Below are 23,062 nucleotides of genomic sequence, written 5' to 3'. Positions count from 1 at the left end.
CTGTTGTGGGTCGATCGCACAGGAGCGATCGGAACCTCCATAACCCATTAAATTAGAGCTGTGTGACTTTTTTGAGTTCAATATTTTCCACTCCGTTTAAGTCATTTATTAGCTAGAACTATCAAGATAGGACTAAAGTCCTCACTACAAACTTTTTGGGGGGAGTTTTTAACAATTTCCCCCCTTCCCCTTCAGCTCTAAAAATCCCTCAATTGAGCAGTTGTCACGGCAACTTCCTTAACCTGGGAACCGCGGCGCACCTTCAGTTTCAAAATTTGACCAATTTGGCTATTTTCCACCAAATTTTGCAACTGTTCGGGTTGAGTCACTTTCTCGCCCTCAATTTGAACGATCGCATCTCCTTTCCGAATCCCGGCTTTCTCAGCAGGCGTATTGGGTACAACTCGCATCACCAATACCCCTGTAACTTCGGGCACAATCAAAGGAGCATTGGGGTCAGAATTATTCTCTCTGGCCATTTCCGGAGTCAAAGCAATCATCTGAATCCCCAAAAACGGATGGCTGACTTGTTCTCCCTTGGCTAACTGGGCGTAGATGGCTTTCGCTTTGTCGATCGGAATCGCAAACCCAATACCCATTGCATCCGCCCGAATCGCCGTGTTGATGCCAATCACTTCTCCTCTGCTGTTCAACAGCGGCCCGCCGGAATTGCCGGGATTGATGGCGGCGTCTGTTTGAATGAAATCGAGGCGCTTGTCGGGAATGCCGACGGCTGCGCTCGATCGCTTCAAAGTGCTAATAATGCCTAAAGTGACGGTATTGTCAAATCCGAGGGGGTTGCCCACGGCGATCGCCCAATCACCGACTTTCACCGCATCGGAATCTCCCAGTGCTGCCACGGGCAAGTTAACACCTTTGGTATTAATTTTGACAACAGCCAAATCTGTTACTTCGTCAGTACCTTGGACTTCTCCTGGAAATGTCCGGCCGTCATTTAAGGTGACAGTTACTCGATCGGCTTTGTCAACCACGTGAGCATTGGTTAACACAATCCCGTTTTTGTCAATGATGAAGCCAGAACCTTGACCCCGCAAGTGTTCTTGTCTGGGCGTCATGCTCCGCAAATCTTCTCCCAAAAATCTGCGGAAGAAGGGGTCTTCCATTAAGGGGTCGAGGTTGCGGCTGACAGTGCGCTCGGTATCAATCCGGACAACAGCAGGCCCGACTCGATCGACTGCCGCCGTCACAAAACTGCTGGTATCTGCCGCCACAGCCACCGGGAGTTCCGGGCTCCGCAGCGCTAGCATTTGCGGATTTGGGAGAGTTGCTGGGGAACTCCAATGTACTTGCTGCACGGCTTTTTTGGGCTGTTCCTGCCAGTTGGGCGGATTTTTGCCGTCTGCGGCAGAAGCGGGTGCAGCATTGATGAAGAGAGCGCTCAGGGCGATCGTCATTCCTAAGATGAGTCCGAACCAGCGATCGGTGCGGGGTGCGGAGCCAAAAAACTTAAATAGTCGCATAGCGTCAATCTTTGTTAGTCTGGGTTATTCTGGTAAAGGCGTGCGATCGAGCGGACTCAATAATCTGCCGCTATGAAGATCCTAAATATATTTAGAGAGCTACAATACACGAGTCTGGAGCCAGCACAAACTCAACATATTCTCAATTCTAACTTGAAAATTTTCCCTAGTAATACCAGCTTCAAAAAAAGAATTCAACTGTAGTCCAGCGCTCTAAACCATTACGGAATAACTCATTCCCCAATCTCAAATCTCAAATCTCAAATCTCAAATGGCACAACCCTGATGATTATATCTGACACTTCTACTGACAAATCCGTACCCTCAAATTCCCACCACCACCATCACGACAATCAATCAGTCCACCCTCACCATCACGATGAAGAATCGATGCGACGGCTGGTTAATCGCTTATCTCGGATTGAGGGACACGTCCGGGGCATCAAAACCATGGTACAAGAAAACCGTCCCTGTCCCGAAGTTCTCGTGCAAGTTGCAGCAGTTCGAGGCGCGCTCGATCGCGTAGCAAGAATCATTCTTGACGAACATTTAACTCAGTGCATTGCCAGAGCCGCGAAAGAAGGCAATATCGATACCGAAATAGAAGAGTTGAAAGCTGCTTTGGATCGGTTTTTGCCTTAGTCGCTGCCATTTTTTTACATATACCAGCCCCGCCAGATGGTTAGGAAGTTCTGGCGTGCGCTTTCTTCATCCGATTAATTGCAAATAAAAGTCTCTCGCGACGATCGCTAAAGGCTGCCTTCTTCCTTCTTTTTCTCCTGAGGTAAGCCGTTATTGATGACTGATGACTGATGGTTGGGAAGTTCTGGCGCGCGATCGCTTTACTCATGCGATCAACTGCAAAGAAAAGTCTCTCGCGACGATAACTAAAGGCTGGCTTCTTCCTTCTTTTTATCCTGAAGCAAGCCGTTATTGATGACTGATGACTGATGACTGATGACTAATGACTTCTTCATTCTTCTATAACAAAACCTGCAAATTAGACACAACTTGCAAGTTATGAATTCGGGCGCATTGCTTAAGCATCTTTCACCAACCAGGGAAAACCATCAAATATTTTCCCCCTCAACCCAATCGGCACAACAGATAATTTATACGATCGGCAGTTGGTGAGAGCGATCTTAGTTCAAAAAGAAGTAGTGAGTTTTTAGTGACAACCAAAGTCATCAACAGCTTTAAACTCTGAGTATCAACAATTGGACGGTGATTAACCAGACTTGGGATGAACTGTCTATCTAAACTTTCGTCAACTTGCCTTTGAGCTGGTATCTGACTGTTGCGTAAACGGCCTTATAGGAAGCTTCTATGCTGTATTCCTGCTGCAACCACTCTTGAATTTCTCCATAGCTTTTAAAGCCTTTTTGGGGATCGCTGAGGCGCATTGCCAAACTAGCGCGGGCCAGAGGAGGAATCGCCGGCTTCCTGCCACCGCTGTGCTTGGTTTCCAGGAGTCCTTCAAGTCCATCAGATCTGTACTTTCTCAGCCACCGCTGCACAGTAATGCGGTTTACGCCGATCGTCATTGCCAATTCTTTAACTGTCTTAACGTGACAAATTTTGAACAGGTAAAGTGCTTGAATTTTTTGAAAGCCGCTTGCCGTTTTTTGTTCGGTTAACAGGCTTTTTAGTTCTTCTGTGGTCTCTGTGATGCTAAGTTTACATACTCCAGCCATATCAATTACCTCACGAGGATTCGCACTATACAATTGTTTTTTTTGACTGGGGAGAAAAATCTTCTCCCCTCCTAAATGCTCGCCTTTTGCTTGCCAAGAAAGGAATAGACAAGCTATCTCAATTAAACTTTTTCATGCCTGGACTTACTCAGATGCTCAGAAGCTTGTTTTTTTTTACCTGGAGCAAGGGCTGGAACGCGTCTTTTGGTGAAAGACCCGGTTTATGAGTCAGTTTGGTATTGGATGGCACAAGCATCATTGCTAATACTGATATCAGTTAACTGATCGACCGCAACATTAGCTGCAATAGTTGACTTTTAAGGAATACCATTTATTCTCTTTTTGTTAAACATATATCATGGTTTTTCTGGTGTTTTTTGGTAATTTTTGCGAATGTCTTGGCGATTTATAGCTAGCATATAACCTTGGTCTGTACGCTAGCTAGAAGCACATTTAGACACAGATTATCCTGCTCCCAGAAGTGTATTTCTGGCTTTCCCTTTGTGAGAAATCCTGAGACATTAGCACTCTGATGGGCCGAAGCGGATCGCGCCGAGTGACGGTGCAACCAACTTTCACGGCACGCGGGCAGGCCTCTGTGAAATTACTTGCTCGATCGCCAGTTGAGTAAAACACGTCTACCGTGGGATTGTCAAATTTTCAACATCACAGTACCACTATCGGCTATTTTCGCCTGCCTGTCGTGATCGAAAACGTTGCTTCTATGTGATACTACTAACATTAATTAGTGATCGTTATCACACAAATACTCAGTAACCTCAACTAGCCATAAAAAGTTATGGCCTCGATCGCACTTTCCAGCGAGAATTCTTTGATTTAGTTAGGAAGTACGATAACATTGACATTTTTGTTAAACATTTTTACCCAGGTGAACAAGCATCCTGTTTTGTCCTTCAACCTCCCCAAACGGTCTAGGGCAGTCTTGTACTGGGCGTGAATCTTTTAGCATCTCAAGTCTAAAATGGCAGAAGATCCGGTGCAAGCAGCTTGCGGAGAGTATTGTTCATTTAAAAGGTGTAGAGAAGCCAAAATGAACGTTGACGAATTGCTCAAGCTATACGGAATAGGAGAAAGAAATTTTAGTGGGGTCTACCTGCACGAAGTCTACCTCTACGAAGCAGAATTGATTGGAGTCAATCTGTCTGAAGCCGACATGATTGGCTCCAATCTCAGCAAAGCCAAACTCAGCAGAGTCAACTTTGGCAAAGCCAATTTGTGCCAGATCAATTTGAGCAGAGCCGACTTAGCTGGAGCCGACTTCACCGAAGCACTTTTAGCTGAAGCTAACCTGTATCGAGCTGAGTTGATGGGAGCAAATCTTAGCAAAGCAGACTTAAGTGGAGCTTCCCTGATCCAAGCAAGTTTAATCGGAGCCAACATATCTCGGGCAACACTCTCTCGTACAGACTTGCACGGAGTAAACCTTTACGGAGTAAACTTGCGAAGGGCCGTTCTCACAGAAGCAGATTTAATTGGAGCCAACTTAACTAAAGTAGACCTCAGCGGAGCCGACTTAATGGGAGCGAGCCTAATTAGGGCAGATTTGACTGAAGCAATTTTAAGTGCCTCAGACTTAAGCGGGGCAAACCTGTTGGGAGCAAACCTGACAAAAGTTAACCTGAGCGGAGTATATCTTAAGGGTGCGACGATGCCTGACGGTACGATTCACGATTGATTAATTTACGTCTTAAATGTTATGGTTGGCGAGAACCAATACTAAGGGTAACATTTTTTTTGTTACCCTAATTTATTGATAGCAAAACGTTTATTTGAAACTCTGGTGAGACCTTCAACAGTTGACAGTTGACAGTTGACAGTTGACAGTTGACAGTTGACAGTTGACAGTTGACAGTTTGAGAGCGACCTCTACCTAGAAGGAAGAGGATTGGAGTAATGAATAGTCTGATTTTCATTTCTCCCTCAAAGGGTTGGGGCTTTCAACCAATTCTTTCTGGTGAATTTCAATGTATCAGTCCTGGACGGATTAAGGGCAAAGAAACCGGGTTTTTCACCTAATCTGTGGACTACAACGAAAGATTTTCCTAAAAAACCCGGTTTCTGACCACTCGTGCGTCAGCCCTATGTATGATGTCTGGGATAGATAGCTGAGAATCTGGCAATATTTAGCAATGTCTGCGATCTAGATTTTCAATTGCTGCGATAAAAGCTATTTTAGATTTATTAATTGGGATTTTGGATGCTTAAGATGAAACTCAGAATCATGGCTGCTGCAACGCTGCTGAGCGCGATCGCCCCTCTAGCCCCTGCACAGGCCGAGAACATTCAACACACGCAACAATTACTAGCCACCCGACAGTGCCCAAACTGCGACCTCAGCAGCGCTGGTCTGGTTTTAGCCAACTTAACAGGAGCAAATCTCAAAGGCGCTGACTTGAGATTGGCTAACCTCAGCCGAGCCAACCTCACTGGGGCAGATCTCAGCGGGGCAAACCTCAGCGGCACCAGTTTGTTTGGCGTCAACCTGACGGGAGCAAACCTGACGGGGGCAAACCTCAGCGGTGCTGACTTGAGAAGCGCCTATCTCAGCAACGCCAATTTAACTGACGCCAATTTAACTAACGCCCAACTGCTGGGTGCTAGAGGAATGCCAACTAATATTGGTACCGCAGAAGACTTCTACCGATTGGGAGTGCTGGAAGCTCAAGCGGGAAACTACAGAAACGCCATTGACTATTACAATCAAGCCCTGAATCTGAAATCGGATATAGCTGCGGTTTATTTTGCGCGCAGTATGTCTCGCGCTGACTTGGGAGACTTCGCCGGCGCGGCTCAAGATGTTGCAAGAGCAAACCAACTCTTTACCACTCAAGGAAATCCCCAAGGTCAGGAATTGTCAAAGCAGCTAGCAGAAGCAATTGTGGCCCGCCAAAAGCCAACGGAGCCGCGCACTGGGGGCGGCAGCTTTATGAGTATTCTGGAGTCGCTCACTTCTCTTCTGCTGAATTTTCTATAGTTGTTAGTAAGTTAACTGTTAACTGTTAACTTACTAATTCAGAGGAATCTCGATCCAGAACTCTGTACCCTGACCGGGTACAGAAACACACTTGAGTACCCCTTGGTGTTTCTCAACTACAATTTGATAACTGATAGACAGTCCTAAACCCGTCCCCCGACCGACGGGTTTAGTAGTAAAAAAGGGATTAAAAATGTGAGAAATTAACTCTTTGGGGATGCCGTGACCGTTGTCTGCAATGCAAATTCCTACTGTTTTTTCATCAATTAATTCGGTGCGAATCCGAATGCAAGGGGATGGTGAATCAGGTATCAAACACTCGGTATTGACCTTTATATCTACTGTCCCGACATCCAGTTGTTGCGAACTCAAATATGTCACGGCTGTACTTGCCCCTAGGGAGTTAACATTCACAACTCGATCTATTTGTCCCATTTCTATGGCGTCAATGGCATTGCCGATCAGATTCATAAATACCTGATTGAGCGAGCTGGCATAGCATTCAATTAAGGGCAAATTGCCGTATTCTTTAATGATTTCTACGGTGGCGCGATCCGACTGGGCTTTGATCCGGTGCTGCAAAATCAACAGGGTACTGTCGATGCCTTCGTGAATGTCAACGCCTTTCTTTTGAGCTTGATCGAGCCGGGAAAAATTGCGTAAAGATACAACTAACTGGCGGATGCGCTCAACTCCTACTTTCATAGAACCCAAAATTTTTGGCAAATCTGTGGCAAGAAATTCGATGTCGATTGCTTCGGCACACTCGCTAATTTCTGGGTTGGGATTGGGATAGTGCTGGCGGTAGAGATCCACCAAGCAGAGCAAATCTTTGCTGTATTCGCTGGCGTGGGAGAGATTGCCGTAGATAAAGTTAACGGGGTTATTGATTTCGTGGGCGACGCCGGCCACCAGTTGTCCGAGACTGGACATTTTCTCGGTTTGAATCAGTTGGGCTTGGGTATTGTTCAGTTCAGTGACGGTTTTAGCTAGTTGTTCGGCTTTTGTTCGATCGGCTGCTGCTGCATTCAGACTTTCTTGATAAAGTTCTGCTTGATGAATGGCGATCGCAGCTTGAGAGGCCAAATTTTGCAGTAACTCTTGTTCTGCGGTTGGCCAAACCCTCGGCCCAGAACACTCGTGGGCAATCAGCAACCCCCAACATTCGGCATCTTTGCCGATCATCGGCACAATTAAACTTGCCCTCACCTGCAAGTTTTCCAAAAATTCGCGGTGACAGGGCGTTAAATCCTCAGTATAAATATCATTAATTGCTCGCATCCGTCCCGATCGATAAAAGCAGTCTGAGTCTTCGGGAAAGCATTCATGTGGAGATTTGATACCTAAAATTGACTGCCAGTGGCCGCGAACAGCTTCAACAACTACCTCGCCGTGTTCGCAGGCACCAAATTGGAAAATTACCGTGCGATCGGTATTTAACAAAACTCTCACTTCCCGCACAATAGTTTGCAGTATGGTCTTTAAATCCAAGGTGCTGCGAATTTGGTCTCTGACTCGCGTCAATACTTGGGCAAACTCTAAGGATTTTTGCAATTGGGCGGTACGCTCTTGAACTTGGCGCTCTAAGTTGGCATTCAGGGCTTGCACTTCTTTATGAAGAAGGTACTGCCCAATTGCCGAACAAAATTGGCTCCCTATCGCTAAAGCTTGCTCGATCTCCTCCCATTTCCACTCGGGCGACTGACCTTTTTTGATTTCTCGCCAGACTTCAAAGGATTGTCTGGGAAGGATTTGTGCAACACTGCTGTCAAAGCGCCCCGCCCACATTTTTTCGGTATCAATTTCATTGCGAAAAACGGTCAAACAGCCAACTACTTGTTGTTGGTAGTGGAGGGGAATTACCAGCAAACCCCGAATTTGAGTTCCTTGGAAAGCTGGAACTAACACTCTAAATAGAGATTCTTTGTATAAGTCTGTAATTATCCAAGCCCAGAATTGGGAATTGGGAATTGGGAATTTGGGAAAATCGGGGGTATTTTTCAATCCTGTGGTTAGCCATTGTTGCCAGAGGGGATGAGCTTCGATCGCGCTGACTGTTTCCCAATGGGGAAGTGTCGGTTGAGTCCCTGTGACGAACAGTTCAAAGGTAGCATCGATCGCAGTAGGGGCAATGGGAAATCTTCGATCGATCTGGGGAACCGGTAACTGTTCGCTGTTGATTTTCCGGGGGTTGAGATAGAGTCGGCCGCCACTCCCCCCCAAAGCAGTGACAGTGGCTTCCAAAGCCTGTTGTAGTTGAATGTCGATCTGACCGTACAACAGGGCTGCGACGCGACTGACGGTGGCTTCCCGAGATGCTTGAGAGCGGGTTTTTTGGAGCAGGAGCGAGTGGCCGATGGCGATCGACAATTGATCTGCTACGAGCTGAACTACTTCTAAATCTGTGGATGAAATATTGCGGGGGGAGGAGTGGTGAGCCACTAACAGTCCCCACAGTTCGATGTGAGTTTGGCGATCGCTTCCAGGCTCGCATCTACTTACGCAGGCGGGGGCCTCGCAGATCTCTGTTTTGTTCTGTTGCGACACACTCCTGTGGTGCAAAATTGGCACGACTAAGGAAGATTGGACTCCCATTGCCATCAAGTAAGCTTTGTGGCAAGGATCGAGCGAGCGATAGTGGATTTCTTCATTTACTAAAGGTTGACCGGTATCCGCAGCATCAACGGGACTGAGGGCGATCGTCTCGGAGTTAACATCTACTATTGTCCGCTGGCGCATACGGACATACATCTCCCGCGCGCTGGGAGGAATGTCGTCTACTGGAAAATGGAGACCTTTCAAGGAAGGGAGATATATATTATTAATTGATTCGGCAACAACTTCTCCGCAGCCGTCGGCACTAAACCTGTAGATCATAATGCGATCTGTTTTCAGAAAAGACCGCACTTCTGCTACTGTACTGGTTAAAATATCTTCTAATTCTAGAGATTGGCGGATGCGTTCTGTGATTCGCCTTACCAAAACTTCTTTGTCTAGTTTATGATGTAATTCTTGCGTATTTTCTGTGATTTGCATAAATCTCCTTTGGCAATTATGGAATGATAATAAGAAGTTTTGATCTACATTCGCGATCGAACTCAACTTTACGAGCCTGAGTTTTTGACTAAACCGAGCTTTACTATTAATCCGTGGCGTACTGCTTAGTGACGACCGTGTATCCCCTGTGGCACCCTGAAGAACAAAAATCGGCGATCGCCTGTGGTGTATTCCTTACCTTCTACAGACAGGGCGACTTAACCAAATGATAATTATTATTTTAATCCTCTTATCAATTTCTTGCAATCTTGAATTCTCAGTCTCAGAATTATTTATTTTTAGGATAAGTTGACATTAGTTTGTATAACTTCATATAATGATAGATTAATGTGAGTTTTGATCTGGCCCCGGGCGCTGACTAATTTCGCTTCGCACGCTCATCAGAATTTTACCCAAATGATTTTGGCCCGTTCCCTCGCAGCCGCACCCCCAGTAGTAATCTGTTGGCGAATCCTCCACAATCACTCGATCCCCTGTGGCGAGGAGAATAGCTTGAATGTCTGAATGAGTGAGAAACTTAGTTAAAACTGCCTCGCGCATAATGGGAATTTTTACCGCTTCCCAATCAGGGCGCATTTGGTGGTTTGGATCGCGGCCTAATTTGGCGGCTTCCTGAGGAGTTGGTACGGATTGAATTGCGGCCACTAATCTTTCATCAGCGCTACCGACAAATTTTTGGGCTTGATAGTAATGTTCCACAGTCAACCAATCTTGACCGTACAAGCAAATGTCGTGTAGTGAAAAATTGGAAAAGCAGCCGTAAGGATCCTCTACTTTATAAAAATAAATTATCATAATGATATTAGATATTAGATATTAAATTTTACATTTTCAATTTTACAGTATTGACGAAGGGAGCATCTAATTTTGATAAAAAGCATTTTTTATACCATTTATCGAAGAGTGTGCAACACTCTTCGACCCCCCCTAGCCCCCCCATGAATCAGGGGGGGAACAATAATACTGTTATTTCGTTGAAAATTGGTATTATTTGAGTGTTGTCCCGCTCGCACTCAAATAAAAAGCTGAGATACTCGCTTGACGAATTGCACTTGTGCATTTAAATTGTATATTTCGATCGTCATCAAAAATCGTTAATTCGTTTCTTTATATCGCCTTCTATGCCTCTCAATCGCCAGAGAAATCGATCTGGCGCAGCAGCTTCTCTGATGATGTGCGGTGCGCGCCCTAGGAGTACAAGTCAAAGAACTCAGTTGTTATTGTCTGACGCGGTTGCAAGTGGGGATTTCATGAAAAAATTATGATTCCGATGCTGAGGCAACGGAAACGATGTAATTTCTATTGTAATTAACGATCGAGAATTGGGAATGAGGAATCGATCGCCAGAAATTGGGATTTAAGAATACATATAGCCTTTCGATCCCCCATATGAGGTACTCATGGGCATAGGGCTCCGTGGGCATAGGGCTCCGTGGGCATAGGGCTCCGTGGGCATAGGCCAAACCGGGCATAGGGCATACCTCACTTTTTTGAGAAAGGCTATACTTTATTTTCCTTTTTCCGGCTAAGATTGCTGCACTTTCCCCATGCCCAATTTCTCAGACTCTAAACTGTCGTGATGTCTTTCTCTTTCGATGCCAGAACATCTTCTATTTTGGCAATGTACTTGTCCGTCAGTTTTTGAATTTTATCTTGCAAGTCTCGCGATTCATCTTTAGAGATATCGCTGCTTTTTTCTTGCTTGCGAATCGAGTCAACGGCATCGCGACGGATATTGCGAATTGCGACTTTACCTTCTTCGGCAAACTTCGAGGCCATTTTGACGAATTCTTGGCGTCTTTCGCTTGTAAGCGGTGGAATGTTCAAGCGAATAACTGAACCGTCGTTGTTAGGTACGAGGCCTACATCGGACAGGGAAATTGCTTTTTCGATTGAGGTAAGCGCTGTGCGATCGAACGGTTGAATGTTGATCGTTGTCGCATCCGGGGTTCCGATATTGGCAAGGGATTTGATCGGAGTTGGAGCTCCGTAATAATCTACCATGACTCGATCGAGCAGGGAGGCGTTGGCGCGTCCCGTCCTGATAGTATTAAAAGACCGTTGAGTAGCCTCAACTGCCTTTTGCATATGATCTTCTGCTTCAGCTAACTTCACAAAATCCTCCGACAAGAGTTCCAATAGATTCTCCCATTACGGCACGGTAGATGTTGCCCGATACCGAGAGGTCAAATACCATAATAGGAATATTATTTTCTTTGCACAGGGCGATCGCGGTACTGTCCATCACCCGCAAGTCTTGGTTCAAGACGTGGGCGTAGGTGAGGGTTTGATACCTGCGTGCGTCTGGGTTGACGTGGGGGTCAGAATCGTACACCCCATCTACCTTCGTCGCTTTAAAAATCACCTCTGCATCAATTTCAGCCGCCCGCAAAGCGGCTGTAGTATCAGTAGTAAAGAAAGGATTACCAGAACCGGCACCAAAAATCACTACCCGTTTTTTTTCCAAGTGACGAATGGCGCGCCGCCGAATGTAGGGTTCAGCTACTTCTTGCATGGCGATCGCCGATTGTACCCTTGTTGGCACTCCTGCTTGTTCCAGTGCATCCTGCAAAGTGATAGCATTCATTACCGTAGCAATCATGCCCACATAGTCGGCTGTTGCCCGATCCATCCCTGCCGAAGCAGCTTTCACGCCACGAAAAATATTGCCGCCGCCGACAACGATCGCGATTTGAATCCCTTCGGAAACGACTTTCGCCACTTCCTGGGCGATCGACCCAACGACTACCGGATCGATACCGTAGCCCAAGCTACCCATCAGCGCTTCACCGCTGAGCTTCAGCAAAACCCGCTGATAAACCATCCCCATGCCGCCACTATTTTTTACTCTTTTGTCTCCACCATAAGATAGCAGCACGGGTGCATTTTGAACATCAATTGGCTGGAACAGGCTTTTGAGCTTGTTCCAGCACACCTGGGTGAGAACTCTCGACTAAATTTATTCCTTGGGATCGAAATCAAGAGCAGCAGAATTCATGCAGTAACGCTGACCGGTTGGCTTAGGCCCATCGTTGAATACGTGGCCGAGATGAGCGTCACAAACAGCACACAGTACCTCAGTACGGCGCATGAACAAGGCATTATCCGCCTCATTCCTGACATTTTCTTCTTTAATGGGAGCGTAGAAACTCGGCCAACCGGTACCGGAATCGTATTTTGTTTCTGATTCAAATAGCTCAGTGCCGCAGCAAATACACTTATAAATTCCCGGCTTTTTGTTGTCGTGATATTCGCCGCTAAAAGCTCTTTCTGTTCCCTTTTTTCTGGTGACTTTGAACTGTTCTGGCGTTAGTTGCTGTTGCCATTCGGCATCGGTTTTCTTAACTTTGTCTGTCATGGTTTAATGTTGTTGACTGTTGACTGTTGACTGTTGACTGTTGACTGTTGACTGTTGACTGTATATATAGCAACGACTAAGGTAGTTAGGACGTTATTAATTGCTAAAACCATTGATTTTATTGCATCTTCACATCTATCTTCTTCCTTCGGCTATAGCTAGTTAACTCATACCAATTTAATGGGTCGTTGCATAGAATCCGATCCCGCTAAATCCCCCTTAAGAAGGGGGACTTTGAGAAGAATCTTGTCCCCCCCTTATTAAGGGGGGTTAGGGGGGATCTGATTCGGGAGCCACCTCATAAAAAATTGGTATCATGCCTCCATTAATATTAACCTAATTGGCTCCAAATGAACATACCAGGGAAAAGGATTGTCTTTAATCGCCCGCCACTTTTCCTTGAAAACTTCAGCTTGCAAGTGATAATCTTGGGAATCGTGGGGAGGCGAGTGCAACTTGAGATATAATGTCACCCGGTGGGGAGTTTCCACGGTTGAGGCGATCCAACAAGCAAATGTATTTTCGCGATCGCGCGCGGCGCTAACAAAACTGATTTGATGAGCCCGAATTCCTACAGAAACTAGAGATTTGGGAATTGGTTCGGCGACAGTCAGATCGCAGCGCCAGTCGATCGCCTCCACGACAGTTTCGGAGATCGGTTTAGCAGCACAGAAGTTCTTACAGCCAGTCAACTGGGCGACGGTGAAGTTGCGCGGGCGATCGAAAATGTTCTGTTTGGTATCAAAGGCGATCGCACTTCCATCAGCCAAAACCAACAGATTCTCGCACACCCGATAAACCTCCTCTAAATTGTGGCTGACAAACAAAGTAATGCCTCGATAATTAGCCAAAGCCTGCATTAACTCCCGTTCCAGTTGACTCCGCAAGTGCGTGTCCAAAGCCGAAAACGGTTCGTCTAACAGCAGCAAATCTGGCGAACTCGCGATCGCCCTCGCCAAAGCCACCCGCTGCTGCTGGCCACCCGAAAGTTCCTGCGGATAGCGATTTTCAAGTCCCGACATTTGCACCGAAATTAATTGTTCTTTGACTCGAAGTTGTTGCTCGCTTGTAGATAAATGCTGCAAGCCAAAGGCAATATTTTCAGCCACAGTCAAGTGCGGAAACAAAGCATAGTTTTGAAACAAAAAACCGATACGGCGGTCTTTAGAAGGCACATTAATGCCCTGTACTGAGTCAAATAAAACCTTACCATTGACTGCAATTTTACCGCTAGTTGGAGTTTCCAAACCGGCGATGCAGCGCAGAGTCATGCTCTTGCCAGAACCCGACGCGCCCAAAATTCCCAGCACTTCCTGCCCGATATCGAAACCGACATTTAAGGCAAAGCCAGAAAGAGGTTTAAAGATGTTTAGAAAAAGTCCACTTTGCGATTGTTTTGTTGGGTATTTTGGGGTAAGATTTGGTGCATTTTTGGGAATATGAGATTGCCGTTTATATGGCAATCCTAAATAAGTTGTGGGATGGGCATCTTGCCCGTCCCATTTATATCCCAATCCTAAATGAGTTGTGGGATGGGCATCTTGCCCGTCCAGAATTGTGGGATGGGCATCTTGCCCGTCCCGAGGATAAGCCTGAACCAGTTTTGTGGCTGACTTAGGATTAGTATAGTGGGGATTTGGTTGGGGAGATTTTTTTTGTAAATCAGTCCAAAAATTAACAGCAGTGAGCATCGTCAAAGCAAGACTGAGCACAATCAAAACCCAAATAGCAGCTTGCCTCATATCCCCAGCTTCCACAGCAAAATAAATTGCCATCGGGATAGTTTGAGTTTGTCCGGGAATATTCCCAGCTAACATCAAAGTCGCGCCAAATTCACCCAAAGCGCGGGCAAATGCGAGAATAGTTCCTGCTAAAATTCCCGGCCAGGCTAGAGGTAGCATAATCCGCCAAAAAACTGTCCATTCGGAGGCGCCTAAAGTGCGGGCTGCGTTGAGAAGATTGGCATCAATTTGCTCAAAAGATCCCAAAGCAGTTTTGTACATCAGGGGAAATGATACGACTGTGGCTGTAATGACGGCGGCTTGCCAAGTGAAGAGGATTGTTAAGTCGAATTTTAGCAACAATTGACCGATCGCGCCATTTCTCCCAAACAGCAGCAGCAACAAGAATCCGACTACTGTGGGCGGCAAAACTAAGGGAGAGATGAAAATGCCTTCAATTAAGGCTTTACCTCGGATGCGAGTTGAAAGCATCCAGCGGGCGGCGGCGATTCCGAGAAAGAATGTAAGAAATGTGGCGATGGCGGATGCTTTTAGGGATATCCACAATGGAGATAAGTCGAATTCCATATTTGGGATTAATAAAACCGGGCGGTTGAAACCGCGTCTATACAGACAAAACCCACCTCCGTGGGTTGAAGAACAGGAGATTAAAATTATGTTATTTTATTCAGTCCGCGGAGGCGGACTTCGTTTGTGTAGACGCGGTTTCAACCGCCGTCTTAATCTTAGCTAATTAACGAGCTAAACCGAATCCATATTTCTGAAATACTATTTTAGCGCGATCGCCCGCCAAGAACTCAACAAACGTTTTTGCGGCAGCGGGATGGCGGCTGTTTCTGATAACTGCTAGGGGATAGACAATGGGCGAGTGCAAATTTGCGGCGGCCGTTAGCTGTACAGTTACTTTGTCGGATGTTTTGGCGTCAGTGGCGTAGACTATGCCAGCATCAACGTTTCCGCTTTCGACAAATGTCAGCACTTGGCGGACGTTATTTCCTAGCACTAATTTTGGCTTAATTTGCTGCCACAATCCTAGTTTAGTTAGCATTTCTTGGGCGTATTGTCCGACGGGGACGCTGTTGGGTTCGCCGATCGCAATTTTCTTGATTTTAACATCTGTCAACTGTTTAAAATCGGTCAAAACAGCGCTATTTTTGGGTGCAATCAATACCAGGCGATTTGTCAGGAGGTTTCGTCGTGTCTGGTTGAGGAGCAAATTAGCTTGCTGCAAAGCATCCATTTGTTTGGTAGCGGCGCTAAAAAATACATCTACTGGGGCTCCTTGCTGAATTTGCTGGGCTAGGGCGCCGGAAGCACCAAAATTATAGGTAATATTAACATTGGGATTGCTGCTTTGATATACTGTTTTGATTTCTGTTAAGGCTGTCGAAAGACTGATTGCAGCGGATATGGTTAAAGATGTGCGCTGCTGCGTTGTGGCTGGAGTGCAACTAATCAGTAGTGCGATCGCCACCATTCCTGCGATAATTAAATTGAGAATATGTGTATTTTTTGAGTTCATGGGAAATAGAAGACCCGGCGGTTGAAGACCCGGCGGTTGAAGACCCGGCGGTTGAAACCGCGTCGATACATACAAAACCCGCCTCCGCGGGTTGAAGAGCAAGCGGTTAAAATATGTTATCTTCTTCAGTCCGCGGAGGCGGACATTGTTTGTGTAGACGCGGTTTCAACCGCCGTCTATGTTTGTGTAGGAGCGGTTTCAACCGCCGTCTATGTTTGACTTTCTGGCGGTTTCAACCGCCGTCTATTCCCGCCATTTGAGGGCACAACCGATCGCCTCTGTACTCGAAGGTTCTATCGGTTGGTCATTCAGCAATTGGTCGATCGCACTTCGCAAATAAGAAAATTGCACCGCTTCTGAATTGTCGGCATTGTCGTCTATTAAACCTTTATAGCGCAATCTGCCGTCTTGGTCTAACAAAAAAACCTCCGGCGTATGAGAAGCCCCAAAACTTTCAGCCACATCTTGAGCCATATCTCGGATGTACGGGAAGTTGAGTTGATTGTTGGCTGCAAAAATTTTCATATTTTCAAAATTTTCGTCGGGATGCTGGTTGGCATCATTAGCATTAATCCCGATTAAAGTAACGTCTCTATCTTGAAAATCTGCTTGCAGTTGTTTGAGGCGATTGAGATACAACTGGACGCAGGGAGACTGATTGCACAAAAATATCACCGCTATCGCTCGAAATTTTTCTAAATATCGAGATAAATGGTGAACGTCTTCGTCAACTCCCGGAAGTTCAAAATCGGGAGCGTAGCCGTTAATGGGAGTACCTGTTGTTTCGCTGATTAAACTCATTTTTTCAGGATGTGAGGAGCAGTATTTTCTAAGATGAAAGATGAAAGGATCGGTGCGAATCTAATAGGTTATTTTTGGACTTTACCTTAATTATAGCCTGACTAACAGCCTATTTGAATTCGGACTTGGCGATTTATTCCTCGTCTTGCTTTAGCCAACCTTTCGCCAGAGCTTGATATCCAATCATTTTGTATGTTAGTTTGGCGGCGGTAAATTCTGAGACTACAGAATCTACAACAGGTGCTAGTTCCATGATGTCACAGCCGATGACTTCGTAGGACTCGAATAACCGGCGTAAAAATCCGGTGAGCGAATACCAATTTAACCCACCTGGTTCCGGCGTGCCAACTCCTGGTATTAATGTCGGATCGATGCCGTCTAGGTCGATCGTCAAAAATACTCGTTTGGTTGTTATGCTAGCAATTGCGCGATCGGCCCAATCCGGTTGATTAGCTATTTCCCGAGCTCGAAACACGTTTAGCTGTTTGGCTTTAATCAAGTCGGCTTCTTCTTTGCAGATAGCGCGAATCCCGATTTGCAGTGTCGGTAAGCCCATATCGACAACCCGCCGCATCACGCAGGCGTGGTTGTGAATCGAGCCTTCGTATTCGTGCCGCAAGTCGCCGTGGGCGTCTATTTGCACGACTGTGAAGGGTTCGTCGGGGTATCCTTGGCGGTAGCCTTCGACAACGCCGGCGGTGATGCTGTGTTCGCCTCCGAGGGAGATGACAAACTTATTTTCGGTAATTAGCTGGTGCACGGTTTGTTGCGTGACTTGCAGCATTTCTAGGGATGATACTGGTTGCTGGTTGCGGGTATCGGCGATCGGCAATGCGGTATAAATACCAACATCGTAGCAAACTTCGCGATCGAGTTCTTCGTCGTAGCATTCGAGCTGGTGAGAAGCTTCTAGCAGTTTAGCCGGCCCGTTTTCGCACCCCCGCCGATAGGTGGTTGTTGCTTCGTAGGGAATTGGTAAAATAACTACTTTGGCTGTGTCGTAGTCGGGTACAATTTCGGAACCGAGAAAGGGTACGACAGAAGTTGAGATGATCGTTGGCATAGGGGAAGTTTGAATAAGGCAAAAAATGCAGCATCTTTAATCCTGACATAATAGCGGCTCTAACTACAAAGGAAGGAGAAAGAGGATTTAACCGCAGAGGGCGCAGAGGGCGCAGAGGGAGGAGGGAAGGAAGGTTTGCGTATATTTCCGTGGTTGCCTCGAATTGCGATACGGTTGGTAGTAAGGACTTTAGTCCTTTGCACCCTTAAATTTTCACTTTTTTACCTATATGACTTCTTCTACGTTAACTGCTGCCCGGCCTCAAACCTGGATGTGGAAAGGCTTTCCGATTTGCTATCAGACTGCGGGTTCCCAGGGCCCTGCGGTGGTGTTTGTCCATGGTTTCGGCGCGTCTTGGGGCCACTGGCGCAAGAATTTACCGGCGTTGGCTGCTGATTGTCGTTGTTTTGCGATCGATCTTATCGGTTTTGGCGGTTCTGCGAAACCCGCACCCAAGCTGGAGATTGATTATACTTTTGAGACTTGGGGACAGTTGATTGCTGATTTTTGTCGGGAAGTTGCGGGCGGGCCTGCTTTTTTGGTGGGAAATTCGATCGGCTGCGTAGCAATTATGCAAGCCGCTGTCGATTTTCCAGATATCGCCATTGGTGTAATTTTACTCAATTGTTCCCTGCGCTTGTTGCACGATCGCAAACGCGCCGAAATGCCTTGGTATCGCAGTTTTGGAGCGCCAATAGCACAAAAGATTTTAAATGTCAAATGGATTAGTCAATTATTTTTCAAACAATTAGCAACGCCGAATACAGTCAAAAAAGTGCTTTTGCAAGCCTATCACCGTCCCGAAGCTGTCAGCGACGAACTTGTAGAAATCTTGTTAAAACCAGCGCGAGACAACGGCGCAGTGGATGTATTTGTAGCATTTATCAGCTATTCTCAAGGCCCCTTACCGGAGGATTTGTTACCGCGTTTGAACTGTCCTGCTTTGATTATATGGGGCGCAAAAGACCCTTGGGAGCCGATCGCCCTCGGGCGAGAATTAGCCAAGTTTCCGGCTGTAGAAAAGTTTATTCCGCTGGAGGGCGTAGGCCATTGTCCCCAGGATGAAGCCCCGGAATTAGTGAATCCGATTTTACTCGAATGGATTAAACAATTGACAGTTGACAGTTGATAGTTGACAGTTGAAGTTTCTACTCGTTACCAGGCTGGAGCCTGGTAATGCTGATGGGGATAGCAATAGTATTGCTAAAATTTCATCTATTAATATTTTAGTCAACCTCAATACCGCAACATCTTAACAATGAGTCCCAAAATAAGGGTTTTAGCTCATGTTCTTGAAACGCTTGAGGCGAAATGTAGTTAAGATTGGTTAAATAATATACAAACGAGTCAGAATTTTTATCATCATCTTCTCGCTCAATGTGATAACGTATGGTGCAACATTTTAGCGTATTAGGAAGATAGTTTTTTTTAGGATCGATCAAATAATACTTACCATCTTCTTCCCATGTACAGTGCATTGCTTTTAGGCGTATTAAATATTTAGTGATTTGCTTTTTAGTACCCACCAACGGAAAACTTGCTAAAGGGACTGTCAGTAATTTATCCATATTTATGACTTTTCTTAAGCGTATCGCGAGTAAGCCCTGGCATTTTTAATGATTTTTTGAAACGAGCGGGCGAGACTTAAAGATTGAAAAAATAGTCATCCCTATAGCCATCAAGGGTTTGAGATACTAGATTAGATCTAAAACTGTCCTTCGTATTGCTCCTTTGACTTTATCAAATTTTGCAATTGCAATTTTAACATACAGGCAATCAGGAAAAAAGAGTCATTGTGAAAATTGTCAATAGTTCTCAGGATATTTCTTTGAGCGAGGGCGATCGTATTTTTGAGCGCTTCCATCGCGGCTACTTCACTCAGATCCAAAAAATAGCAGGATCGGGATTGAGACTAAGCCTAGCATGGGAAATCGCAAGGGCCCACGGTGGCGATATTCAACTAGATACTGCTATCCTCGGTCAAACAGCGTTTATACTGAGCTTACCTGTGGGCGATCGCTATTAACGGAACTTGAAAATTTTTAAGAAGACTTATCTGGAAATACATCTGCGTTTATCTGCGTTTATCTGCGGTTTCGGGAGCGATAGAAGATTTATACAATAAGTCTAAGGGTTAAGGATATTGTCCCTTCTCGCTCGTGCGATCGAGCCTGTTTTGCAGCCTCTGGTACGAGCATTCCATCCAGTTGACGAGCTAAACATCTCTCCAGTAGTTTACCCAGTGCTGTCATTGTACCAGATCTGCCTGATAAAGGCTATACTCGATTTCTTACCAATTACTTGCATTTTTATTAATTTCTCAGTTATCAATAAAACTTTTCGGTATGGACAACTTGAGCATCGACACTAAAACCCGCACCGTCAAGCTAGCTTCCGAGTGCATAGACCTAAACAAAGAAGAGTATATCGTGCTGCTGCTGTTGAGCAAACACTACGGCAAATATGTCGCACCGACAGCGATTTTTAATGTGTTGTACAAGCGTCCCCCAACAGGTGACGAAGAGAAAATAATAGTCGATCGCATTTTTGAACTCAAGAGAAAGTTAAAAGACAACGGCGACACATCCATGCTAATTCATACCGAACCAAACGGGAGTGGCAAATATGGAATTCTCGCAGTAGAAAGTCCCGTGCAAATCAACGGCGAGATTTTGCAGCCGCCGGAACCCAACCCAGAATCAGAACAACTTTTAAACAATCGGTACCGGGTAATTGAGAAGTTGGGAGAAGGAGGTTTTGGCTTAACATTGTTGGCCGAAGACACGCAAATGCCTTCGCACCGGTGTTGCGTCATTAAGCAGCTTAAGCCGCAGACAAATAATCCTGATATCGATCAAAGTGTTCGAGAGCGTTTCTCTCAAGAAGCTGCTGTTTTGGAAAAGTTGGGCGAAGGGCATTCTCAAATCCCCAAACTTTACGGGCACTTTGAGGAAAACGGTTTATTTTTCTTGGCGCTGGAATGGATAGACGGGGAAACGCTTAACAACCGAGTCAAAGTTGTTGGAAGAATGAACGAGGAGGAAGTTAAAAAAATCCTGACAAGTCTGCTAATAGTTTTGGATTATATACACGAAAAACAGATTATCCACCGAGATATTAAACCCCAAAATATTATATTACGCAAGTCTGACGACGAACCAGTTTTGATAGATTTCGGCGTAGTTAAGGAAACAATTAATCAAGGGATAACTGCTGGGTTAAATGATGTAACAATCTCCATTGGAACGCCCCAATTTATGGCTCCGGAACAAGCCGCTGGGAGACCCGAATATTCGAGCGATTTATACAGTTTGGGATTGACGGCAATTTATTTACTAACTGGAAAGTGGCCCCAGGATTTAGAAACTGACCCCCAAACTCGGGAGATGCTTTGGCAGAATCATTCATCAAAGGTGAGTGTGAGATTTGCCGCAGTTCTGGATAAAGCGATTAGATTTCACCCCCGAAGTCGGTTCGCTAATGCTAAGGAAATGTTAGCAGCTTTGGAGGAGCCAACAGTGGCTACTTTGGCGAGCAGTCACGAGCAAGATAACTCTCAAAAAAGCAGTAACAAAAGCTGGCTTATTTATGTATTTTTGATATTTTTAATTGCTTTAGGTGCGGGTGCTTTTGTCTTCAAAAAAGAGTTGATAAGTATCCTCAAAGATGCTGTACACTTAGCTGAGAGAAGTCTGAATCCTAGCGATTCTCAATTGCCCTCTTTGCCTGGGGTGACACCGGAAAATGCCGAAACTTCCTCGCCTGTAGATGCCAGCAGTTACATCAGTGCGGGCGATCGCATTTTGTTCGCTAGCACGGCAAATCCTGACAAGCAAGCAGGAGTTCGCGCGATCGCCAGCGGTGACTTCAAAACGGCGGTAAGTCAGCTAGAAGCGGCTGTAAAAGTCGATCGCACAGACGCGGAAACTTTAATTTATCTCAATAACGCTCGACTCGGTACTGCACAAGCTTTGAAAATTGCCGCAGTAGTTCCGATTGGCGACAATCTCAGCGGGGCGGCGGAAATCTTGCGCGGGATAGCTCAAGCTCAAGACGAAGCAATTAAGGCGGGAGTGCCTTTAAAGGTGGTTATTGCTGATGACGGTAACGATGAAAATCGGGCGAAGGCTATTGCGAACAGTCTGATTGCAGATAGCAGTATTTTAGCGGTTGTCGGTCACGGCACCAGCAAAACTTCGATCGCAGTTGCTCCAATTTACAGTCAAAATCAAATGGTGGCGATCGCACCTACGAGCACGAGCATTGAATTAGCAACGGTTCCGAGGCGCCCTGACGGAGTAAACTATTTCTTTCGGACGATACCGAGCGACCAATTTACAGGTACGGCTTTAGCTCGCTATATGTTAACTGGTATGAAAAAAAGCACGGCTGCGGTTTTTTACAATTCCAAAAGTTCTTATAGCAAGTCTCTGCAAACAGCTTTTTCTACTACTTTGATTCTGGAAGGCGGTCAAGTTGTTAAAGAAGTAGATTTATCTGAGCCAAATTCGGCGACGCACATCGATGGGATGGAAGCAGATGTGTTAGTTTTCCTACCAGATTCAGATACTGTAAATTCATTCCTGGAAATCGCTAAAAATAATCAAAAAGGTTTGCCAATAATTGGCGGTGATGCTCTATACAATACGGATTTATTGAAACAGGGTGGAGCAGCTTTGAACGGGGCTATAATTTCTGTACCTTGGCATTTTGCTGATAGTAAAAATCAAAAATTTGTAGAATTAGCTAGAAATTTGTGGGGAATTGATGTTAGCTGGCGGACGGCGATGAGTTACGATGCGGTGCAGGTGTTGCGGATGGGAAGGTCGATCGGCAAAATTGCTCCGAATAGCGGTCAAGCGGGGCGAGTGATGCTGGCTAAAGCCTTAGCTGCTGAGGATTTCAAAGTTAGCGGTGCAACGGGGGAAATTAGATTTTTGTCGAGTGGCGATCGCAATAGCAAAGTAGTTCTTTTGCAAATTGTACCCGATTCTAAATCTGGTGCAGGTTACGATTTTGCGCCAGTCGATCGGTAGATTGCAGATTTTAGCTTACTCCCGGCATTTAGAGCGGATGTTGCTAGAAGAGGTGCTTAGGGATGTGGAGAGGGGTAGAGGCGATCGCTCCCTACTCCATCATAGACCAATACGGTTTACTTAACGCTTTTGATGAATTTCATCTGACGATTTTTGGATTATAAAGAGGTGAAGTAGATATTAAGAATATTTTACCGCAGAGAACACAGAGAACACAGAGAGGGGAGGGATAAAAGGTTTTTTTACGACATCCAAAACCCTCGCAATACTCTTCCCTCTGCGCCAAAAGCGCCCCAATACGGTTCAAAACTCT

The 23,062-nt window shown here is 45.7% G+C and carries 21 protein-coding genes; 7 read left to right on the top strand and 14 right to left on the bottom strand.

Going from position 1 to position 23,062, the window contains the following annotated elements; translation table 11 throughout:
- Window positions 1-197 precede the first annotated feature (197 nt).
- On the bottom strand, window positions 198-1,481 hold the full coding sequence (locus JGK16_RS05430) for an HhoA/HhoB/HtrA family serine endopeptidase (RefSeq protein WP_293175489.1): 1,284 nt from the start codon (window positions 1,479-1,481) through the stop codon (window positions 198-200).
- A gap of 285 nt (window positions 1,482-1,766) precedes the next feature.
- Here JGK16_RS05430 and JGK16_RS05425 point away from each other — a divergent pair, with 285 nt between their 5' ends.
- Window positions 1,767-2,123 carry a metal-sensitive transcriptional regulator gene (locus JGK16_RS05425; RefSeq protein ID WP_293175491.1) on the top strand — a complete coding sequence of 119 codons (357 nt, stop codon included), beginning with the start codon at window positions 1,767-1,769 and terminating at the stop codon, window positions 2,121-2,123.
- A gap of 40 nt (window positions 2,124-2,163) precedes the next feature.
- Here the strand turns inward: JGK16_RS05425 and JGK16_RS05420 are convergent, their stop codons facing one another.
- Both JGK16_RS05420 and JGK16_RS05415 read right to left on the bottom strand, forming a co-directional pair.
- Complete coding sequence (locus JGK16_RS05420) at window positions 2,164-2,331, bottom strand: hypothetical protein (RefSeq protein ID WP_293175493.1); 168 nt, start codon at window positions 2,329-2,331, stop codon at window positions 2,164-2,166.
- Between the two features lie 406 nt (window positions 2,332-2,737).
- A complete protein-coding gene (locus tag JGK16_RS05415; RefSeq protein WP_293175495.1) occupies window positions 2,738-3,175 on the bottom strand; it encodes a helix-turn-helix domain-containing protein in 438 nt (145 codons plus the stop codon).
- A gap of 1,051 nt (window positions 3,176-4,226) precedes the next feature.
- Between JGK16_RS05415 and JGK16_RS05410 the strand changes: the two genes are divergently transcribed.
- From JGK16_RS05410 to JGK16_RS05400, 3 genes are all read left to right on the top strand, one after another.
- Window positions 4,227-4,871 carry a pentapeptide repeat-containing protein gene (locus tag JGK16_RS05410; RefSeq protein ID WP_293191569.1) on the top strand — a complete coding sequence of 215 codons (645 nt, stop codon included), beginning with the start codon at window positions 4,227-4,229 and terminating at the stop codon, window positions 4,869-4,871.
- A gap of 218 nt (window positions 4,872-5,089) precedes the next feature.
- Complete coding sequence (locus JGK16_RS05405; RefSeq protein ID WP_293175499.1) at window positions 5,090-5,212, top strand: hypothetical protein; 123 nt, start codon at window positions 5,090-5,092, stop codon at window positions 5,210-5,212.
- A gap of 190 nt (window positions 5,213-5,402) precedes the next feature.
- Entirely contained in the window at window positions 5,403-6,170 is a 768-nt protein-coding gene (locus JGK16_RS05400; protein WP_293175501.1) for a pentapeptide repeat-containing protein, read from the top strand.
- Window positions 6,171-6,203: 33 nt separating this feature from the next.
- Here the strand turns inward: JGK16_RS05400 and JGK16_RS05395 are convergent, their stop codons facing one another.
- The 9 genes from JGK16_RS05395 to speB form a co-directional block, all read right to left on the bottom strand.
- Entirely contained in the window at window positions 6,204-9,206 is a 3,003-nt protein-coding gene (locus JGK16_RS05395) for a GAF domain-containing protein (RefSeq protein ID WP_293175503.1), read from the bottom strand.
- Between the two features lie 345 nt (window positions 9,207-9,551).
- Entirely contained in the window at window positions 9,552-10,022 is a 471-nt protein-coding gene (locus JGK16_RS05390; RefSeq protein WP_293175505.1) for an NADAR family protein, read from the bottom strand.
- 771 nt (window positions 10,023-10,793) lie between these two features.
- Entirely contained in the window at window positions 10,794-11,342 is a 549-nt protein-coding gene (frr, locus tag JGK16_RS05385) for a ribosome recycling factor (protein WP_293175508.1), read from the bottom strand.
- Entirely contained in the window at window positions 11,329-12,057 is a 729-nt protein-coding gene (gene pyrH, locus JGK16_RS05380) for a UMP kinase (protein ID WP_293156721.1), read from the bottom strand. The genes frr and pyrH overlap by 14 nt, the downstream gene beginning before the upstream one ends.
- A 129-nt stretch (window positions 12,058-12,186) precedes the next feature.
- The gene (msrB, locus tag JGK16_RS05375) at window positions 12,187-12,585 is read right to left on the bottom strand and encodes a peptide-methionine (R)-S-oxide reductase MsrB (protein ID WP_293175510.1); all 399 of its coding nucleotides are present in this window, start codon (window positions 12,583-12,585) and stop codon (window positions 12,187-12,189) included.
- Between the two features lie 314 nt (window positions 12,586-12,899).
- Window positions 12,900-14,894, bottom strand: coding sequence for a molybdate ABC transporter permease subunit (gene modB, locus JGK16_RS05370; RefSeq protein ID WP_293175512.1), 1,995 nt, complete (start codon window positions 14,892-14,894; stop codon window positions 12,900-12,902).
- A gap of 166 nt (window positions 14,895-15,060) precedes the next feature.
- Entirely contained in the window at window positions 15,061-15,849 is a 789-nt protein-coding gene (gene modA / locus JGK16_RS05365) for a molybdate ABC transporter substrate-binding protein (RefSeq protein ID WP_325315809.1), read from the bottom strand.
- A 243-nt stretch (window positions 15,850-16,092) separates the two neighbouring features.
- Complete coding sequence (locus JGK16_RS05360) at window positions 16,093-16,650, bottom strand: thioredoxin family protein (RefSeq protein WP_293175514.1); 558 nt, start codon at window positions 16,648-16,650, stop codon at window positions 16,093-16,095.
- A gap of 133 nt (window positions 16,651-16,783) precedes the next feature.
- Window positions 16,784-17,713, bottom strand: coding sequence for an agmatinase (gene speB, locus JGK16_RS05355; RefSeq protein ID WP_293175516.1), 930 nt, complete (start codon window positions 17,711-17,713; stop codon window positions 16,784-16,786).
- A gap of 229 nt (window positions 17,714-17,942) precedes the next feature.
- Between speB and JGK16_RS05350 the strand changes: the two genes are divergently transcribed.
- Window positions 17,943-18,842, top strand: coding sequence for an alpha/beta fold hydrolase (locus JGK16_RS05350; RefSeq protein ID WP_293175518.1), 900 nt, complete (start codon window positions 17,943-17,945; stop codon window positions 18,840-18,842).
- Between the two features lie 97 nt (window positions 18,843-18,939).
- Here the strand turns inward: JGK16_RS05350 and JGK16_RS05345 are convergent, their stop codons facing one another.
- Window positions 18,940-19,281 (bottom strand): hypothetical protein, encoded by a 342-nt coding sequence (locus tag JGK16_RS05345; protein WP_293175520.1) that lies wholly within the window; start codon window positions 19,279-19,281, stop codon window positions 18,940-18,942.
- 224 nt (window positions 19,282-19,505) lie between these two features.
- On the opposite strand from JGK16_RS05345, the gene JGK16_RS05340 reads away from it, so the two are divergent.
- Window positions 19,506-19,739 carry an ATP-binding protein gene (locus JGK16_RS05340; RefSeq protein WP_325315812.1) on the top strand — a complete coding sequence of 78 codons (234 nt, stop codon included), beginning with the start codon at window positions 19,506-19,508 and terminating at the stop codon, window positions 19,737-19,739.
- Window positions 19,740-19,827: 88 nt separating this feature from the next.
- On the opposite strand, the gene JGK16_RS05335 is transcribed toward JGK16_RS05340, so the two are convergent.
- Window positions 19,828-19,965, bottom strand: a complete 138-nt coding sequence (locus tag JGK16_RS05335; RefSeq protein ID WP_293175524.1) for a hypothetical protein — start codon at window positions 19,963-19,965, stop codon at window positions 19,828-19,830.
- A 93-nt stretch (window positions 19,966-20,058) separates the two neighbouring features.
- Between JGK16_RS05335 and JGK16_RS05330 the strand changes: the two genes are divergently transcribed.
- Window positions 20,059-22,749, top strand: coding sequence for an ABC transporter substrate-binding protein (locus tag JGK16_RS05330; RefSeq protein WP_293191567.1), 2,691 nt, complete (start codon window positions 20,059-20,061; stop codon window positions 22,747-22,749).
- Window positions 22,750-23,062: the final 313 nt, after the last annotated feature.

The organism is Microcoleus sp. PH2017_09_SFU_O_A (assembly GCF_020738625.1).
Classification (GTDB): domain Bacteria; phylum Cyanobacteriota; class Cyanobacteriia; order Cyanobacteriales; family Microcoleaceae; genus Microcoleus.
This window is presented reverse-complemented; position numbering and strand designations above follow the sequence as displayed.